General features: G+C 63.4%; 14 protein-coding genes. 6 read left to right on the plus strand and 8 right to left on the minus strand.

Annotated features, from left to right (window positions below; genetic code table 11):
* From ACE04I_RS02820 to ACE04I_RS02840, 5 genes are all read left to right on the plus strand, one after another.
* Window positions 1–538, plus strand: a 538-nt coding sequence (locus ACE04I_RS02820; protein ID WP_487206555.1) for a hypothetical protein, incomplete at its 5' end; no start/stop codon positions are given.
* On the plus strand, window positions 526–1,479 hold the full coding sequence (gene lhpI / locus ACE04I_RS02825) for a bifunctional Delta(1)-pyrroline-2-carboxylate/Delta(1)-piperideine-2-carboxylate reductase (protein ID WP_487206556.1): 954 nt from the start codon (window positions 526–528) through the stop codon (window positions 1,477–1,479). The genes ACE04I_RS02820 and lhpI, both read left to right, overlap by 13 nt.
* Window positions 1,479–3,965, plus strand: a complete 2,487-nt coding sequence (gene hrpB, locus ACE04I_RS02830) for an ATP-dependent helicase HrpB (protein ID WP_487206557.1) — start codon at window positions 1,479–1,481, stop codon at window positions 3,963–3,965. Before lhpI ends, hrpB begins: the two co-directional genes overlap by 1 nt.
* Before the next feature lie 84 nt (window positions 3,966–4,049).
* Complete coding sequence (locus ACE04I_RS02835) at window positions 4,050–5,375, plus strand: ActS/PrrB/RegB family redox-sensitive histidine kinase (RefSeq protein WP_487206618.1); 1,326 nt, start codon at window positions 4,050–4,052, stop codon at window positions 5,373–5,375.
* A 69-nt stretch (window positions 5,376–5,444) separates the two neighbouring features.
* Complete coding sequence (locus ACE04I_RS02840) at window positions 5,445–6,017, plus strand: ActR/PrrA/RegA family redox response regulator transcription factor (RefSeq protein ID WP_487206558.1); 573 nt, start codon at window positions 5,445–5,447, stop codon at window positions 6,015–6,017.
* A 9-nt stretch (window positions 6,018–6,026) separates the two neighbouring features.
* Here ACE04I_RS02840 and ACE04I_RS02845 read toward each other — a convergent pair whose 3' ends face one another.
* Window positions 6,027–6,515, minus strand: coding sequence for an MmcB family DNA repair protein (locus tag ACE04I_RS02845; RefSeq protein ID WP_487206559.1), 489 nt, complete (start codon window positions 6,513–6,515; stop codon window positions 6,027–6,029).
* 180 nt (window positions 6,516–6,695) lie between these two features.
* Between ACE04I_RS02845 and ACE04I_RS02850 the strand changes: the two genes are divergently transcribed.
* On the plus strand, window positions 6,696–7,373 hold the full coding sequence (locus ACE04I_RS02850) for a L,D-transpeptidase (RefSeq protein WP_046796661.1): 678 nt from the start codon (window positions 6,696–6,698) through the stop codon (window positions 7,371–7,373).
* A 76-nt stretch (window positions 7,374–7,449) separates the two neighbouring features.
* Here ACE04I_RS02850 and ACE04I_RS02855 read toward each other — a convergent pair whose 3' ends face one another.
* The 7 genes from ACE04I_RS02855 to hslV form a co-directional block, all read right to left on the minus strand.
* Window positions 7,450–9,621 carry a malate synthase G gene (locus tag ACE04I_RS02855; protein WP_487206560.1) on the minus strand — a complete coding sequence of 724 codons (2,172 nt, stop codon included), beginning with the start codon at window positions 9,619–9,621 and terminating at the stop codon, window positions 7,450–7,452.
* 103 nt (window positions 9,622–9,724) lie between these two features.
* Window positions 9,725–11,731 carry a hydantoinase/oxoprolinase N-terminal domain-containing protein gene (locus ACE04I_RS02860; RefSeq protein ID WP_487206561.1) on the minus strand — a complete coding sequence of 669 codons (2,007 nt, stop codon included), beginning with the start codon at window positions 11,729–11,731 and terminating at the stop codon, window positions 9,725–9,727.
* Window positions 11,732–11,794: 63 nt separating this feature from the next.
* A complete protein-coding gene (locus tag ACE04I_RS02865) occupies window positions 11,795–13,213 on the minus strand; it encodes a cytochrome P450 (protein ID WP_487206562.1) in 1,419 nt (472 codons plus the stop codon).
* A gap of 44 nt (window positions 13,214–13,257) precedes the next feature.
* Complete coding sequence (locus ACE04I_RS02870; RefSeq protein ID WP_487206563.1) at window positions 13,258–14,199, minus strand: DUF1402 family protein; 942 nt, start codon at window positions 14,197–14,199, stop codon at window positions 13,258–13,260.
* Window positions 14,200–14,420: 221 nt separating this feature from the next.
* Complete coding sequence (hslU, locus tag ACE04I_RS02875) at window positions 14,421–15,728, minus strand: ATP-dependent protease ATPase subunit HslU (protein ID WP_137326854.1); 1,308 nt, start codon at window positions 15,726–15,728, stop codon at window positions 14,421–14,423.
* Window positions 15,725–16,267 (minus strand): GNAT family N-acetyltransferase, encoded by a 543-nt coding sequence (locus ACE04I_RS02880; RefSeq protein WP_487206564.1) that lies wholly within the window; start codon window positions 16,265–16,267, stop codon window positions 15,725–15,727. Before ACE04I_RS02880 ends, hslU begins: the two co-directional genes overlap by 4 nt.
* On the minus strand, window positions 16,257–16,781 hold the full coding sequence (gene hslV / locus ACE04I_RS02885) for an ATP-dependent protease subunit HslV (protein ID WP_046796668.1): 525 nt from the start codon (window positions 16,779–16,781) through the stop codon (window positions 16,257–16,259). Before hslV ends, ACE04I_RS02880 begins: the two co-directional genes overlap by 11 nt.
* Between the last annotated feature and the right edge of the window lie 196 nt (window positions 16,782–16,977).

The following is a 16,977-nucleotide window of genomic DNA, read 5'->3' on the forward strand; positions in this document are numbered from 1 at the left end:
GGTTTCAGCTCCCGTCATTCCGCAAGGAATGGCGAAAGGCAGTGAAACCAAAAGAAACAAGGTGTTCTCTTGTCAAAACGTGACCGTCACTTTGTCTTCAATGAGATCCCATAAAGGACCCCGCGAGACGCCGCCGACCACGTTTCTCTTTCTTCTCATATTCAATTGTCAAATAACAGACATCCAGAAAACCAGACGTCACCAAATCCCTAAGCCGAACTCTAAACCCGGCTCCAATCAGCGTCAGCCAATCTCTAGGATTTCTCTAGAACAAAGGACTTCGTCGCCAGCAGCGCCGCCGCCCTCGTTCAGTGAGCGGCGTTATAAGCGGAGCCATCCGATGGTGTCAACGACCTTTTTAAAAAAATGTCATCTTTCTTCTCCGACCAGCCCGAAACGGCGTTTTGCGCGCCAAAATCGGGCAGGAGTTAACGAAAAGGCAGCGCGGCCTCAGCAAAAACCGCTTTCTCGGCGCTATCCGCCGTTGCTAGGGTTGGAGGCATTTCCAAAGGCTGGAGTCGAAGCATGCTGGTACTGAATGAAGAGGAAACGCGGGCGGCACTTCCATGGGCCGAGTTGATCGATGCGGTGGAAGCGATGTTTCGCAGCGATTGCGTGATGCCGGTGCGCCATCATCACGAGATGGACGTGCCCGGAGAAGTGCCCGCGACCATGCTCCTGATGCCGGCCTGGGTGCCGGGCGGCCATATCGGCGTCAAGATACTCAACCTCTTCCCCGACAATCACCTGCGGGCTCTACCGACCATCATCGGCAGCTATCTTCTTTCCTCGGGAAAAACCGGCGAAATGCTTGCGATCGTGGAGGGGGGCGAGCTCACGGCGCGGCGCACGGCAGCCACCTCGGCGCTCGCCGCGAAATATCTGGCCTGCGCCGACGCGGAAGAGATGCTGATGGTTGGCGCCGGGCGGCTATCGCTCAACCTGATGGAGGCGCATGCCGTGACCCGGCCCTTGAAGCGCTTTGCGGTATGGGCACGCAACCGGCGAAAGGCTGAGGAGATCGCCGCCGCGGCCCACAAGCTGGGTCTCGATGCATCCGCCGCGGACGATCTCGAAACTGCAGCCCGTTCGGCTGACATCATTTCCTGCGCGACGCTTTCGAGCGAGCCGCTGATTCGAGGTGAATGGCTGAAGCCTGGGGCGCATCTCGACCTGGTCGGCGCCTTCAAGCCGAGCATGCGGGAGAGCGACGACGAGGCGATCCGCCGCGCGCAGGTCTATGTCGATACCCGTGCAGGCGCGATGAAGGAGGGCGGCGACATCCATCAGCCGCTCTCAAGCGGGGTGCTGAAGGCCGAGGACATTCGCGCAGAGCTCGCGGAGCTCGCCAGCGGCACCAAGGCCGGCCGGGCAAGCGCAGAGGAGATCACCCTCTTCAAATCCGTCGGCGCCGCGCTGGAAGACCTCGCCGGCGCGATCCTCGCTTACCGGAACGCAAGCGCGAAGGCCGGAGGCTGATGTCCCTGGGAAACTGCCGAGGTGCGATCTTGAAGCGCCTGCCGAAGCTGCCGGTCGGCGAAGTTCTGGGCGAGGTCACCACCGCACTCAAGTCCGGCACGCGCGCCGTGCTTTCGGCGCCGCCCGGTGCGGGCAAGACCACGCTGGTGCCGCTCGTTCTTCTCGACGAGCCCTGGTGCACAGATAAGATCATCCTTCTGGAGCCGCGCCGGCTTGCGGCGCGGGCGGCGGCTTCGCGCATGGCCTCGCTCCTCGGCGAAACGGTCGGCGAACGGGTCGGTTACCGGATGCGGCTGGACAACCGCATTTCGGCTAAAACCCGCATCGAGGTGGTGACCGAAGGTGTGTTCGCCCGGATGATCCTCGACGACCCCGAGCTTGCGGGCGTCTCCGCGGTCATCTTCGACGAATTCCACGAGCGGTCGCTGGATGCGGATTTCGGCCTTGCACTGGCGCTCGACGTGCAATCGGGCCTCAGGGAAGACCTTCGTATCCTGGTGATGTCGGCGACACTCGACGTAGGGCGCGTGGCAAGCCTGCTCGGAGAGCCTCCGGTAATCAAGAGCGAAGGCCGCAGCTTCCCGATCGATATCCTCCACAAGGACCGGGCGTCGAACCTTCGCATCGAGGATGCAATGGCCCGCGCCATCTTAGAGGCCCATGCGGAAGAGACGGGCTCGATCCTTGCCTTTCTTCCCGGCCAGGCGGAGATCGGGCGCACGGCCGAGCGGCTTGAGGGGCGTTTCGGGCCGAATACACTGATCGTGCCGCTCTACGGCAATCTTTCCCAGAAGGAGCAGGATCTCGCGATCCGCCCTGCGCCCGCGGGTCAGCGCAAGATCGTGCTGGCAACCTCGATCGCCGAGACCTCGATCACCATAGACGGCGTCCGGATCGTCATCGACAGCGGGTTGCAGCGCCTGCCCGTGTTCGAGCCTTCGACGGGTATCACGCGGCTGGAGACGGTTCGCGTATCGCGCGCCTCTGCCGATCAGCGTGCTGGCCGCGCTGGGCGAACCGAACCGGGGATTGCCGTGCGGCTCTGGCATCCGGGGCAGACGGCTGCGCTTTCCTCGTTCACGCCGCCGCAGATTCTCGCCAGTGATCTTTCCGGGCTTGCGCTGGATCTCGCCCATTGGGGCGTGCAGGACCCGAGTACCCTTTCCTTTCTCGATCCGCCGCCCGGACCGGCGTTCAACGAGGCAAAGGCGCTACTCGCGCAGCTCGGCGCGCTCGATGCGCAGGGCAGATTGACCGAAAAGGGGCGGCTGATGCGGGAGCTTGCACTTCCGCCCCGGCTTTCCGCCATGACGATTTCAGCGGCCGAGGAAGGCTTCGGCAGGCAGGCCTGCCTGCTTGCCGTGCTTTTGACCGAGCAGGGGCTGGGCGGCAGCGATGTAGACCTCGACGAACGTTTACGCCGTTTCCGCAATGAGCGAGGCGAGCGGGCAGAATCGGCCCGGAAGCTTGCCGAGCGGATCGCCTCCAACCTGTCGAAGACGAAGCAGGCAAACGACATCGCGCCCGCCGGCCGGCTGCTGCTGCATGGCTATCCCGATCGGGCCGCCCTGCAGCGCGGCGGCCGCGGGCGCTTCGTGATGGCAAACGGCCGGGGCGCGGAACTGCCGGAGACGGAGCGGCTGGCGGCCGCTTCGATGCTGGTCATCGCCGATCTCACCGGCCGCGCCGCGCAGGCGCGCATCCTGGCGGCGGCGGAAGTGAGCCGCGCGGATGTCGAAGCGGAGCTTTCCGACGCCATCACCCGCAAGGACGAATGCTTCTTCGATCGCGTGAGCCGTCAGGTGCGGGCACGCAAGGTAGTCCGCCTCGGAGCGATCGTCTTCGATGAAAAACCGCTGCCCCGCCCGAGCGGCGAGCAGGCGGCGCAGGCACTTGCCGAAGGCGTGAGCGAACTCGGCCTTGCCGTGCTCTCCTTTTCCAAGGAGGGACTGCAGCTTCGCGACCGCATCGGTTTCCTTCACCGCACGATCGGAGAACCCTGGCCGGATGTGAGCGATGAAGCGCTGCTTGCCCGGCTCGACGAATGGTTCGTGCCCTTCCAGGGGAATGCCTCCGACCTCGATTCGATCGACCCCGGCGGCCTTTCGGAAGGCCTGCGTTCCCTCGTTCCCCATGATGCGGCCAGGGAGCTCAACAGGCTGGCACCAACCCATTTCGAGGCGCCGACCGGCCAGCGCCATCCCATCCGTTACGATGGAGAGGAGCCGGTTCTCGCGATCCGCGTGCAGGAACTCTTCGGGCTCAAGACCCACCCGGCAATCGCCGGGGGCAAGCTGCCGCTGCTGCTCGAACTGACCTCGCCCGCGCATCGGCCGATCCAGACCACCCGCGATCTTCCCGGCTTCTGGGCCGGCTCCTGGAAGGACGTGCGGGCGGAGATGCGCGGCCGCTATCCGCGGCATTCCTGGCCGGAGGATCCGGCGGAGGCCGCCGCCACCACCCGTGCCAAGCCGCGCGGGACGTGACAGAATGCCGCCTGCGACCTGAAGGCGAGCCGGTCTATTGAGGTTTGTCAAAGCACCGCGGAGATTAATATGGTCGGATCGGAGATGACAAACGGCGGCTCGAAAAATCCCGCGGTGAAATATGCGCAATTCGGGCCGTCCAGCCGGCGCATCCGGCTGCAGACCCTCGTGCGCCTGCGCTGGCTGGCCGTGGCCGGCCAGACTTTGACGGTCATGATCGTCGCTTTCGTGTTGCAGTTTGCGTTTCCGCTGGTGGAAGCGGCGGTCCTGATCGCGGCACTGGCCTTCGCCAATCTCGCGCTTTCGGCCTGGTTCCCCCCGACGCACCGTCTCGGGCCGAAATCGGCTCTGGCGCTGCTCGGGTTCGATCTCCTCCAGATGGCGGCTCTCCTTTATATTACCGGCGGGCTTGCCAATCCCTTCGCGCCGCTGATCTGCGTGCCCGTCATCATCTCGTTCGCCTCGCAGCCGCTCCGTCATTCCGTTGCGCTGATCGTCTTTGCGCTCGTCTGCACTACGGTGCTCGCCCTCTCGCCCCACGACCTTCCCTGGTACGAAGGCGAGAGCCTGCGCATCCAGCCCGTCCTGCAGGTGGCCGTGTGGTGCTCGATCGCCTCCATGATGCTGTTCGCCGCGTTCTATGCCTATCGAGTCTCCCATGAGGCGACCCTGCTTTCCGATGCGCTTGCCGCCACCGAACTCGTGCTCGAGCGGGAAAAGCATCTTTCGCAGCTCGACGGCCTTGCCGCCGCGGCCGCCCATGAACTCGGCACGCCGCTCGCCACCATCAGCGTCGTCGCCAAGGAAATGGAACGCGAGCTTATCGACGACGAACGTTTCCGGGAGGACGTGCAGCTTCTTCGCAGCCAGAGCGAACGGTGCCGGGACATCCTGCGCCGGCTCACCTCGCTTTCGGCGGACAGCGAGGAACATATGCGCCGGCTGCCGCTCTCCTCCATGATCGAGGAGGTGCTCGCGCCGCACCGGCAGTTCGGCATCCGGATAGACGTTGTGGAACGGAACGATCGCGCGACCGAACCCGTCGGCAACCGCAATGCCGGCATTCTCTATGGCCTCGGCAATCTCATCGAAAACGCCGTCGACTATGCCCGAAGCAGGGTCATCGTCACGGTAGAGCACGATGCCCAGCGCGTCGCGATCACCATCGAGGATGACGGGCAGGGTTATTCGCCGGATATTCTCTCGCGCATCGGCGAACCCTATATGACGAAGAGATCGAAGGAGGTCGAACGCGCCGGCGGTCTCGGGCTCGGGCTTTTCATCGCAAAGACGCTCCTCGAACGGTCGGGCGCGACGCTTCGATTCGAGAATCGCGGCGCTTCCGGACCGGGAGCGCGCATCCACATAGAATGGCCTCGCTCCGTGATGGAAGAGCCCCGGCCCAAATGACTTGGCCAATCGGCCGGAAAGAACGATAATCCCGTGGAATGGCGGGACCAAAGCCCGCGGAGAAGAAGAATGGAAACTCAATTGGAAAAAGCCGCAGCGCAGGATATGGACCTCGGTCCCGACGCGTCGCTGCTCATCGTGGATGACGACGGCCCATTTCTCCGCCGATTGGCGCGCGCGATGGAGAGCCGCGGCTTCTCGGTCGATACGGCGGAGTCGGTTGCCGAAGGCGTCGCCAAATCGAAGGCGCGTCCGCCCAAATATGCGGTCGTCGACCTGAGGCTTGGCGATGGCAACGGCCTCGACGTGATCGAGGCGATCCGCCAGGCGCGCGAGGACACCAAGGTGATCGTGCTGACAGGCTACGGCAATATCGCGACAGCCGTGACCGCCGTAAAGCTCGGAGCGCTCGACTATCTCGCCAAGCCCGCCGACGCCGACGACGTCTTCAACGCGCTGACGCAGCGTCCGGGGGAAAAGGCGGATGTGCCGGAGAACCCCATGTCTGCGGATCGGGTGCGCTGGGAGCATATTCAGCGCGTCTACGAGATGTGCGAGCGCAATGTTTCGGAGACCGCCCGCCGGCTCAACATGCACCGGCGCACGCTGCAGCGGATTCTCGCCAAGCGCGCTCCGAAATAATAGCCGGCGCTACATCTCGTCGAAGCTCTTGCCGCTTGCCCATTCGGCCAGCATGAGCCGCTGGGCGGCGGCACGGGAAAAATTCAGCGTGACGGACTTGCGGGTGGCCGGCGGCAACTTGTGCTCGGGCGCATCGCGCAGCAGGTGTCCACCATAGCCGTCCGAAAGGAAGAGGCCGCAATCCTCCGGAAAAATGTCGAGCGGCACATCCTTATGCGTCGCGAAGAAAAGCCGATCGCAATAGGCGCGGTATTCCGGCCACTTGCGATCGACGCGGAAATCCTCGATCGAGGTCTTGATCTCGATGATCCAGATCTCGCCCTTTTCAGTAATCGTCATCAGATCGGCCCGCCGACCGCTCGACAGAACAAGTTCGGGCAGAATGGCGTGGCGCATGTCGTGCAGCAGGATCTGCACGCCGCGGCGCACCATCATGGCACGCGCCGATTGGCGTCCGTCGATCAGCGGGTTATTGCCGGCTATATTAAGAATCACCATGGATTTTCAGGGGGCCAAGTCAACAAAATGTTGCAAAAAGGCCATGTTGTTTTCATTTCTGCGGCGAATGGCCTTCGACGCTGCGCAGCGCCTTGCCAAGCTAAATCTAATCGAAAATAACCCGTCTTCAAAGATGGTCTCCACCTCTTTAAATCGATTCGTCATTCCCAAGAGATTTCCATGCGCATCCGCTCCAGCATGATCGCATTCGGCCTGGCGGCTCTCGCCCTGGCCGGCTGCTCCACCACGTCCGAAACCAAGACCTCAGCGGTAAAGGCGGAGGCTCCGGTCCGCATCGAGACCGCCAAGATCTCCACCGACTACGGCCCGATGACCGATGCCGGCTATGCGCTGCCGGCCGTTCCGATCAATCGGGTCGACAAGAAATATCATCGTCAGGTCGTAGACTATTCCAGCAAGGAAAAGCCGGGCACGGTCATCGTCAACACGCGCGAACGCTTCCTCTACTACATCCTGCCGAACGGCAAGGCGGTGCGCTACGGCATCGGCGTCGGCAAGCAGGGCTTCTCCTGGTCGGGCGAGGCCTATGTCGCCTGGAAGCAGGCTTGGCCGACCTGGCATCCTCCGAAGGAGATGGCTGTGCGCCGCCCGGAACTCACCCGCTATGTCGAGGAAGGGATGGGTCCCGGCCTCAACAATCCGCTCGGCGCGCGCGCCATGTATCTCTTCAACGAGAAGGGCCAGGATACGCTGTTCCGCCTGCATGGCACGCCGGAATGGGCTTCCATCGGCACGGCTGCTTCCTCCGGCTGCATCCGCCTGATGAACCAGGATGTGATCGATCTCTACAACCGCGTTCGCCCCGGCCGCGGCACAAAGGTCGTCGTCATCCAGTAAGCTCCGGCTTCAGAACAAACGAAAGGCCGCCTGGATCGCTCCGGCGGCCTTTTCTGTTTCCGAAACTAAACTGAACTCAGCTCGCAAGCTTGGCCTTGAGCTCCAGGCGGCGGCGATGCAGGACCGGCTCGGTATAGCCGCTCGGCTGCTCGCGGCCTTTCAGCACCAGGTCGCACGCCGCCTGGAATGCGATGGAGCCCTCGAAATCCTTGGCCATCGGCGTGTAGAGCGGATCGCCGGCATTCTGGCCGTCAACGACCGCCGCCATTCGCTTCATGGTCTCGACGACCTGCTCCTCGCTCACCAGCTTGTGGTGCAGCCAGTTGGCCATGTGCTGGGCGGAGATGCGAAGCGTTGCGCGATCCTCCATCAGCCCGATATCGTTGATATCCGGCACCTTGGAGCAGCCGACGCCCTGATCGATCCAGCGCACCACATAGCCGAGAATGCCTTGGGCATTGTTGTCGAGCTCGCGCTGGATTTCCTCCGCGGTCCAGTTGGGCCGCGGCGCGACGGGCACGGAGAGAATGTCCGAAAGCTTTGCGCGGGCACGGCTCTTGAGGCTCGCCTGAACGGCCGCGACATCCACCTTGTGATAATGCGTGGCGTGCAGCGTCGCCGCCGTGGGGGACGGCACCCAGGCGGTATTGGCGCCGGCCTTCGGATGGGCGATCTTCTGCTCCAGCATCGCCGCCATCAGATCCGGCATGGCCCACATGCCCTTGCCGATCTGCGCATGGCCGGAAAGGCCGCATTCAAGCCCGATATCGACGTTCCAGTTTTCATAAGCCGCGATCCAGGCGGCCTGCTTCATGTCGCCCTTGCGGATCATCGGACCCGCTTCCATCGAGGTGTGGATCTCGTCGCCCGTGCGGTCGAGGAAGCCGGTATTGATGAAGACCACCCGCTCCCGCGCCTGACGGATGCATTCCTTGAGGTTGACCGTCGTGCGGCGCTCCTCGTCCATGATGCCCATCTTGATGGTATTTGTAGGAAGCCCCAGCGCCTCCTCAACGCGCGTGAAGATTTCGCAGGCGAAGGCGACCTCCTCCGGCCCATGCATCTTAGGTTTCACCACATACATGGAGCCTGAACGGGAGTTCTTGCGGCGGCCGTTCGGGCCGATATCGTAAAGTGCAATCAGCGCCGTCACCATGGCGTCCATGATGCCTTCCGGCACTTCCGCGCCGTCCTGGTCGAGGATCGCTGGATTTGTCATCAGGTGGCCGACATTGCGCACCAGCATCAGGGAGCGGCATTTCACCTCGAAGGTGAAGCCATCCGGGGCCTTGTACTCGAGGTCCGGATTGAGCTTGCGGATGAAGCTCTTGCCGCCCTTGGTCACCTCTTCCTGAAGATCGCCCTTCATGAGGCCGAGCCAGTTGCGATAGACCAGAACCTTGTCCTCCGCATCGACGGCCGCGACTGAATCCTCACAGTCCATGATGGTGGTGATGGCCGATTCCAGCCGGACATCGGAAATGCCGGCGGGATCGCCCTTGCCGATTTCGGTCGTCCGATCAATCAGGATTTCGACATGCAGGCCGTTCTTCTTCAGGAGGATTTGGCTCGGCTCGGAGGGCTCGCCGAGATAGCCGGCGAACTGAGTCGGATCGGTCAGACCAATTGCCCGTCCATCCTGGAGGGCCGCGGCCAGCTTGCCGGCGGAGACCGTAAGGGAGGCGACATCCGTCCAGCTTGCGCCGACAAGCGGCACGGACTGATCCAGGAAATCTCGCGCCCAGGCGATGACCCTGGCGCCCCGGACAGGATTGTAGGCCTTGCTCTTCTCGGCACCATCCGTCTCCGGAACGGCGTCCGTGCCGTAGAGCGCATCATAAAGCGAACCCCAGCGGGCATTGGCGGCATTCAGCGCGTAACGGGCATTCATCACCGGCACGACGAGCTGGGGTCCGGCAATCTCGGCGATCTCCGGATCGACATTCGAGGTCGAAACGGTGAAATCGGGCCCTTCGGGCAGGAGATAGCCTATCTCCCGCAGGAAGGCCTCATAGGCCGCCATGTCGGTCGGAGCACCATTCTTGCGGTACCAGCCGTCGAGCTTTTCCTGCAGGTCGTCGCGCTTGGCCAGCAGCGCCCGGTTCTTCGGAGCGAGGTCGTGAACGATACGGGCGAACTCCGAAAAGAAACGCTCGGCATCCACGCCGGTGCCGGGCAGCGCCTCCTGCACCAGGAAATCATAAAGCTTTCCGTCGATCGCCAGTCCGCTCTTCTGAATACGACCCATTATTGAACTCCCAACTCAGTCCTGAAATTAAACGCCGCCACTTTGCCCGCGTCGGACCGGCTGTCAATGCGACAAAGGCCGGAAAACGTTTCAACAGCCCTCTTCAGCCGATGGCCGCCATGCGGGGCCGCCCGGTAGCAATGGCGGTCACGCGCGCTTCCACCAGCCGGCGCGAACCCTCGACCTGCGGCGCGTCGATCTCTTCCGCGATCGTGACGACCGCATCCTGCGCGCCCTCTATCCCGGCTCGCTCCAGGGCCGCCGCCGAAGCGCGATCGCGCGCCGCCGACAGCGCCTCCGCCTCCCCCGCGATGCGCAGGCTTTCTCCGCCGCCGGAAAGCACGAAGCAGCCCTCTTCCGGCGAGGTGACGACCACGGTCACGCTTGCCCGCACCTGCCCCACCACGGCGCCGAGCGCATTGGCCACATCCGCATGTTCGGGGATCACCGGCTCGGCTCCCAGCATCTTGGCAACCGCAGGATAATAGACGGACGCGGACGCGCCGAGGCCAACCAGCGGCCGGTCGAGCGAGATGGAGAAGCGGGTGATGCCGGGCGTTCTTCTTAGCGCCCTATCCACCGCCATGGATACAGCCGGATCGATCGCTTCCGCGCCGTCCTCCGCCAGGCAGGCGGCGAGCACGGCTTCGCAGGACTGGCGCGACAGCCGGCTCACGATCTTTTGCGCCAGCTCTTCCGCCGAGCCCGCGATCGGTTTTCCCGCGCCATCCCTGCGGCGGGCGGCAAGTTCGAGACCGAGTCTAGCGGCATCCGCTTTCCACTGGTTCTGCCGGCCAAGCACATGCAAGGCGTCGGAAGGTGTGATGCCGACCAGATGAACGAGGCCCCGCGCCACAAGACGATCCAGCACCGCCTTCTGCGAGGCGGCGGTCAACAGCTCGTTGAGCGGCACCGACTCGCCGCCGATACGGGCATAGAGCGCCTGCTCCTGCGGCTGCAGGCCCTGTGCCATGGCGTCCGGCAAGCCTGTGCGCAGCGCCAACCGCCCGTCATGCCGGCCAGCGTGGCTGGCGCGAAGCTGCTTCTCAAGCGCCGTCAGTACGCCCGCGCCATGGCGCATGGCGGCAAGACTCAGGGGCAGAATACGGCGCGGACCCAGCGTGAAACGGGCATTGAGGCCGCGATCGTCGATATGCACTTCCGAATCGCCGCCGAGACCATAGGTGCGCAGCGCCACCGCCTCCACCATGGTGCGGTGGCCGCCCACGACCGCGCCCTCTTCCGCAAGCCGGGGCTGCCCGCCCTCGAGCACCGCCACATCCGTCGTCGTGCCGCCGATATCGGAAACGACCGCCCGGTCGAGCCCGGTCAGATAACGGGCGCCGACAAGGCTTGCCGCCGGCCCCGACAGAATGGTCTCGATGGGGCGAAGCCGCGCCTCTGCAGACGAAATCAGCGCACCGTCTCCGCGAACCACCATCATCGGCGCGGCGATACCTCGTCTTCCCAGGAAATCCTCGCAGGATCCGATCAACCGATCGATGATCGAAACCAATCGGGCGTTCAGAAGCGTCGTCAGGGCACGGCGCGGCCCACCAAGCTTCGAGGAAAGCTCATGGCTGCATGTAACCGGCAGATGGGTCGCCGCCCGGATGCGATCGCGCACGCGGACCTCGTGAGCCGGATTCCGCACGGCGAAATAGCCGGCGACGGCGAAGGAGGACACCGAACCCGCAAGCGTCGGCAGCACTTCTTCCAAAGCCGCAAGATCGAGCGGTGTTTCGTTGCCGTGCACGTCATGGCCGCCGGGTAGGAAGATGACCGGGTCATTGCCGAGCGCGCCGGCAAGCCCGTCTCGGGCGAGGTCCTGCGGGCCGAAGCCGATCATCACCAGCGCCGCGCGGCCGCCCTGTCCTTCCACCAGCGCATTGGTGGCAAGCGTGGTGGATAACGAGACGAGCCCGATCTCCGAAACCGCTATGCCACTCCTGGCCAGCACGGCGTCCGCCGCACCGGCGATGCCTTCGGACAGGTCGTGCCGGGTAGTCAGCGATTTGGCCTTGGCGCAGACACCTTCTCCTTCGCGGAAAAGCACGGCATCCGTATAGGTGCCGCCGGTATCGATGCCGAGGAGATAGGGAGAGTTCACGCAAGGCGCCCTTGGGACAGAAGAGAAGATTTCCTGCGATCAATACCCCAAGGCCGGCAAAGATCAATTCGGCCCGATCGACGTTCCGTGTCGCAGGCTGACCCGCATCGGCATTCCGTCGCGCGGCTGAGTCGTCAATTTCTGCACCGGCCAGATTTTCGTGCCGGGCGTCGCATCGAAGCGATAGCGCTTCATGAGCACCGCAAGCGCGATCACCGCCTCCTGCATGGCGAAGGTGGCCCCGATGCAGATGCGCGGCCCCGCGCCGAACGGCAGATACTGGAAGCGGCCAATCTTGGCCCGGTTCTCCGGCAGGAAGCGTTCCGGCATGAAGGCGCGCGGCTTTTCCCAATGAAGCTCGTGCCGATGCAAGGTCCACGGCATGATGAGAACCGTCACCCCGGCGGCGATCCTCACCGTCTCACCCGCGGGACTGGTCCAGCGATCGTCGGCGATCGCAGCCCGGTTGATCGAAGGCGCCGGCGGATAGAGGCGCATCGCCTCCTCGAAGGCCGCCCGTACCCAGGGCATGAGGTCCAGCCATTCGACCGGGTCCGCGCCGCTTGCGAGAACCTGGTCGATCTCGGCTTCCATGTTTTGCCGGACATGTGGGGAATGCGCCACGCAGTAAAGCGTCCAGGCGAGCGCGCGCGCCGTCGTCTCATGCCCGGCGCCGATGAAGGTGAGGATATTGTCCTCGATCTCGTCCATCGTGAGCCCATCCGGCCTTGCCAGGTCGAGAAGCAGAGTGAGGAAATCCTCCGGCGTATCCGCCCGGTTCTCCCGCATCCGCTTCCGGCGCAGCGCCATGGTATCGGCGACCACGCCGCGGAACTTGTCGAGCACGCGCTGGCCGCCGATCCGTGTCAGGCGCGGGACCCAGGAAGGGGCGCGCAGAAGGTCCATAGGATCGACGCGCCCCATGCGGTGCAGAAGCCGGTCGACATCGTCGGAAAAATTCTCGCTCTTCGTGACGATCTCCCCGGAAAAGAGGGTTTCCGAGAGGATCGCGAAGGTAAGCTCGGTCATATCGTTGGAAATGTCGAAGACCTTTCCCTCCGATCCGACGCCTGCATATTTTTCCGCATATTCCTCGGATTTGCGCAGCATCTGCCCGGCAAAGCCCCTGGCATGTTTCGGCGTGAAGACGGGCGCCATGGCTTTGCGCGACCGTTTCCAGATATCGCCCTCGGCGGTCAGAAGGCCGTCGCGCAGGATCGGTCGAAGGATGAGCTGGCGGATTTCCGACATCTCGTAATTCGCCGCGTTATCCACCAGCACATGACGGATGAGGCCGGGATCGTTGACGATGAGCGTTCGTTCCCGGAAGAATTTCGTCTCGATCCAGGGAAGCGTGTAGGAGGGCTTCCCCCAGAGCTCCAGGGGGTTGCGAAGCACCGTGCGAATGATCTCGAGCCGCGATGGGGGAACCGTGCGGGGTTCCGGTGCCGGCGGAACGAAAGGTTCGGGGCGCATCTCCATGGACAGCCCTCCTGATTATTCCTGTCGGTGAGGAGTATCGGCTCTCAGAGGAGCGATTTCAACTCGGCGAGTCTGTCGTTGACCAGCCAGCCGTAGTAATTCTCCTCCGGCAGGGCGCCGCCTCCTCGGGCTGCCAGCGCCGCGGCGCGGTTCGCCGAGCCGCCGGTATTGTAGAGGGTCGCCGTGATGCCCGGATTGCGGGAGATATCGACGCCGGCGATCGTCTTGTAGTCATCGATCGAGCGCCGGATGCCGGCCGCGATATAGGCAAGCGACTTGTCCGGGTCCATGATCGCCTCATAGACTCCCGCCGCATCACTCTCGTCGAGCCTCGGATAGCCGGAGGTCTTCGCCACCGTATCCGACAGCATAAGCGCAGTCAGCGGATTGAGCTGGCCGAGCCCGAAGGTCTGGCCGGCGAAGAAAGGCTGGAAGAAGACGGCGCTGAACCGGTTGTTCGGGAAGGCCGTGCCGCCGACCTTGCGGCCGCGGAAACTTTCTTCCCAGACATTTTCCCGACAGGTCCACAGCCGATAGGAATCGGAGAGCCGCTCGCATTTTGCGAATTCAGGCCGGGTCAGAAACTCACTGATCGTCTCGCTGTCGAAGCCGAAACGAAACCTGTTGCCGGCATAGGCGGCGGCCTTGATGTAGTAGGACTGTAGCCGGTCATAGGCATCGACGTTATAGGTATGCTCGCCGACGATCGCACCGACGATATGGATCGGATCGATGCCGTAATCACCGGCCGTCGACTTGATCTTGGCGATCAACGCCCTGTCATTGGCAAGGAGATCACGGATCTTCTCGTATTTGTCGTCGAAGGTGGTCCGGCCGGCACGCGTCCGGCGCACCGAGGCGCCCGGCACCTTCGGCTGTTCCGCATGGCGGTTGCCTTCCGGCACCAGCAGAAGGCCCCCCGCCTCGGCACCCGAAGGTACCGTCCAGGCGGCCACAAGAAGCAATGCCAGCAGAAAACGTCTCAATATCCGTGTCCCAGGATTTTGTTCGGAAGCCCGCATTTCGCGGACACGCACGAAAGAACGGGCCTGTCTCAAATCCGATGCGCAGCCAAATGCAGCCAAATCATGAAAACGCGCCTCCCTTTACGTGAAAGAGAGGCGCGATGTCGAGATTGCCACGGTCAAAATCCCGTCAGCGGGAGCCAAGTCGCAGCCGGACGTTGCCCGGCTGCCACGTTTCGCGCTTAGAGAATGTATCTCGAAAGATCGGTATCGGCCGCCAGATCGCCCACATGCTTGCGCACATATTCGGAATCGATGGTGATCTCGTTGCCGGGCCGGTCCGGCGCGTTGAACGAGATCTCGTCCAGAACGCGTTCCATCACCGTCTGAAGACGCCGCGCGCCGATATTCTCGACCGAGGCGTTGAGGTGCACCGCCACATCGGCGAGCGCATCGATGGCATCCTCGGTAAAGTCGAGTGTAAAGGTTTCCGTCGCCATCAGCGCCTTGTACTGGCGGATGAGGCTTGCCTCGGTCTCCGTCAGAATGCGGCGGAAATCCTCCTTGGTCAGCGCCTTCAACTCGACGCGGATCGGCAGGCGGCCCTGAAGCTCCGGCAGCAGGTCGGAGGGCTTGGCCACATGGAAGGCGCCCGAAGCGATGAAGAGGATGTGATCCGTCTTCACGGGACCGTATTTGGTCGAAACCGTCGTGCCCTCCACCAGCGGCAGGAGGTCGCGCTGCACGCCCTCGCGGGACACGCCCGCACCGAGTCCGCCGTCACGGGCAGCGATCTTGTCGATCTCATCCAGGAAGACGATGCCGTCGTTTTCGACCGCACGCACCGCTTCGCGCTGGATGACCTCGCTGTCGATCAGCTTGTCGGATTCGTCGCGGACCAGTTCGCCATAGGATTTTTCGACCGTGGTGCGGACCTTCTTGGTGCGGCCGCCCATGGCCTTGCCGAACATTTCGGAAAGATTGAGGACGCCGATATTGGCGCCCGGCATTCCGGGAATCTCGAAGCCGGGCATGCCGGAGCCGGTGTCCGCCACCTCGATTTCGATCTCCTTGTCGTCGAGCTCGCCGCTCCTGAGCTTCTTGCGGAAAGTCTCGCGGGTTGCGGGCGAGGCGGTCGAACCGACCAGAGCGTCCAGCACCCGCTCTTCCGCGCTCATATGGGCCTTCGCCTGCACTTCGGCGCGCTTCTTCTCGCGCACAAGGCCGATGCCGACTTCCACGAGATCGCGGATGATCTGCTCCACGTCGCGGCCGACATAGCCGACCTCGGTGAACTTGGTCGCCTCGACCTTGATGAAGGGGGCGCCGGCGAGCTTGGCGAGACGGCGGGAAATCTCCGTCTTGCCGACGCCGGTCGGGCCGATCATCAGGATATTCTTCGGCATGACCTCGTCGCGCAGGCTCTCGTCGAGCTGCTGACGGCGCCAGCGGTTCCTGAGCGCGATCGCGACCGCGCGCTTGGCGTCGTGCTGGCCGATGATATGGCGGTCCAGTTCGGACACGATTTCTCGGGGGGAAAAGTTGGTCATGATATCTCGTTCGCTTTCGGGTCGTATTGCATGATCAGCACGTCATTGCCGGTTCGGCCTTCCAGCGCCGGAACCGGCCGAAAGCCGGCCTTGGAATAAGCGCGGACCGCCCGGACATTGGCGGGATCGGGGTCTATGATGATGGTCTCGTGGCCAAGCCTGCGCAGCATGCCGACAAAGGCGGTCAAGGCCGCGGAGCCAATCCCTAGGGAGAGCTTGCCGGGCTCGCCGATCGAAAGATCGACGCCGACTGCCCCGGACGGCAGTTCGAGCAGCCACGGATGGTCCTTCGTCCACTCCTCGTTCTGGTGATGGCCAAGAAACCAGTATTGTATATAGCCGATCGGCTCCGCATCGAGGGTCAGGATGAATGGACGCGTCGTGTCCCTTCCTTCCACCATGTCTCTGATGAAGCCAAGCTCCTCGTCCGGATTGCCCCACCATTCCAGCACATGCGGCTCGTTCAACCACTGACGAAGCAGCGGGTAGTGAGCCGGATCCGCCGGCAGGAAGCCAATTCGGGCGGGATCAATCAGCATCCAGCGTTTCCACCACGAGATTGTGGTTGGTGTAGACGCAGATATCGGCGGCGATATCGAGCGCGGTTCGGGCGATCTCCTCGGCCGACTTGTCGCTGTCGACCAGCGCACGGGCCGCCGCGAGCGCGAAATTGCCGCCGGAGCCGATCGCCATCACACCGTGTTCGGGCTCCAGCACGTCGCCGTTGCCGGTCACAGCCAGCGTGATCGACTTGTCGGCCACCAGCATCATCGCTTCGAGATTGCGCAGGTATTTGTCCGTGCGCCAGTCCTTGGCGAGTTCGACGGCAGCGCGCATCAACTGGCCCGGATATTGTTCGAGCTTCTTCTCGAGCCGGTCGAGCAGCGTGAAGGCGTCGGCCGTGGCGCCGGCGAAACCGGCGATGACCTCGCCCTTGCCGATGCGGCGCACCTTGCGCGCATTGCCTTTCATAACGGTCTGGCCGAGGCTCACCTGGCCATCGCCGGCAATGATGACCTTTCCAGCCTTCCGGACTGTGATAATCGTTGTCATGAAGCACCCTGTTGGCCCAAGTCGGGCATTGACCGGGGGCACGGAGCGGCCCCGTTGAGCTCTATGTAAGCGGTGCCGGCGCGATTGCAATCTTGGCCATGGCGACGTGTCCCCGCGCTGCAGCAAGCGAGGCTGATCCAAGGGTGCTTTTGCTGGATATTTGTCATCTCGCCTGATAAGGAGCGCAGATCGATCG

Source organism: Rhizobium moroccans (assembly GCF_057559155.1).

What these genes read in the sequence shown, in the direction of transcription:
- lhpI (WP_487206556.1), top strand. Translation starts at nt 526, where the DNA reads ATGCTGGTACTGAATGAAGAGGAAACGCGGGCGGCACTTCCATGGGCC.
- hrpB (WP_487206557.1), top strand. Translation starts at nt 1,479, where the DNA reads ATGTCCCTGGGAAACTGCCGAGGTGCGATCTTGAAGCGCCTGCCGAAG.
- ACE04I_RS02835 (WP_487206618.1), top strand. Translation starts at nt 4,050, where the DNA reads ATGACAAACGGCGGCTCGAAAAATCCCGCGGTGAAATATGCGCAATTC.
- ACE04I_RS02840 (WP_487206558.1), top strand. Translation starts at nt 5,445, where the DNA reads ATGGAAACTCAATTGGAAAAAGCCGCAGCGCAGGATATGGACCTCGGT.
- ACE04I_RS02845 (WP_487206559.1), bottom strand. Translation starts at nt 6,515, where the DNA reads ATGGTGATTCTTAATATAGCCGGCAATAACCCGCTGATCGACGGACGC.
- ACE04I_RS02850 (WP_046796661.1), top strand. Translation starts at nt 6,696, where the DNA reads ATGCGCATCCGCTCCAGCATGATCGCATTCGGCCTGGCGGCTCTCGCC.
- ACE04I_RS02855 (WP_487206560.1), bottom strand. Translation starts at nt 9,621, where the DNA reads ATGGGTCGTATTCAGAAGAGCGGACTGGCGATCGACGGAAAGCTTTAT.
- ACE04I_RS02865 (WP_487206562.1), bottom strand. Translation starts at nt 13,213, where the DNA reads ATGGAGATGCGCCCCGAACCTTTCGTTCCGCCGGCACCGGAACCCCGC.
- hslU (WP_137326854.1), bottom strand. Translation starts at nt 15,728, where the DNA reads ATGACCAACTTTTCCCCCCGAGAAATCGTGTCCGAACTGGACCGCCAT.
- ACE04I_RS02880 (WP_487206564.1), bottom strand. Translation starts at nt 16,267, where the DNA reads ATGCTGATTGATCCCGCCCGAATTGGCTTCCTGCCGGCGGATCCGGCT.
- hslV (WP_046796668.1), bottom strand. Translation starts at nt 16,781, where the DNA reads ATGACAACGATTATCACAGTCCGGAAGGCTGGAAAGGTCATCATTGCC.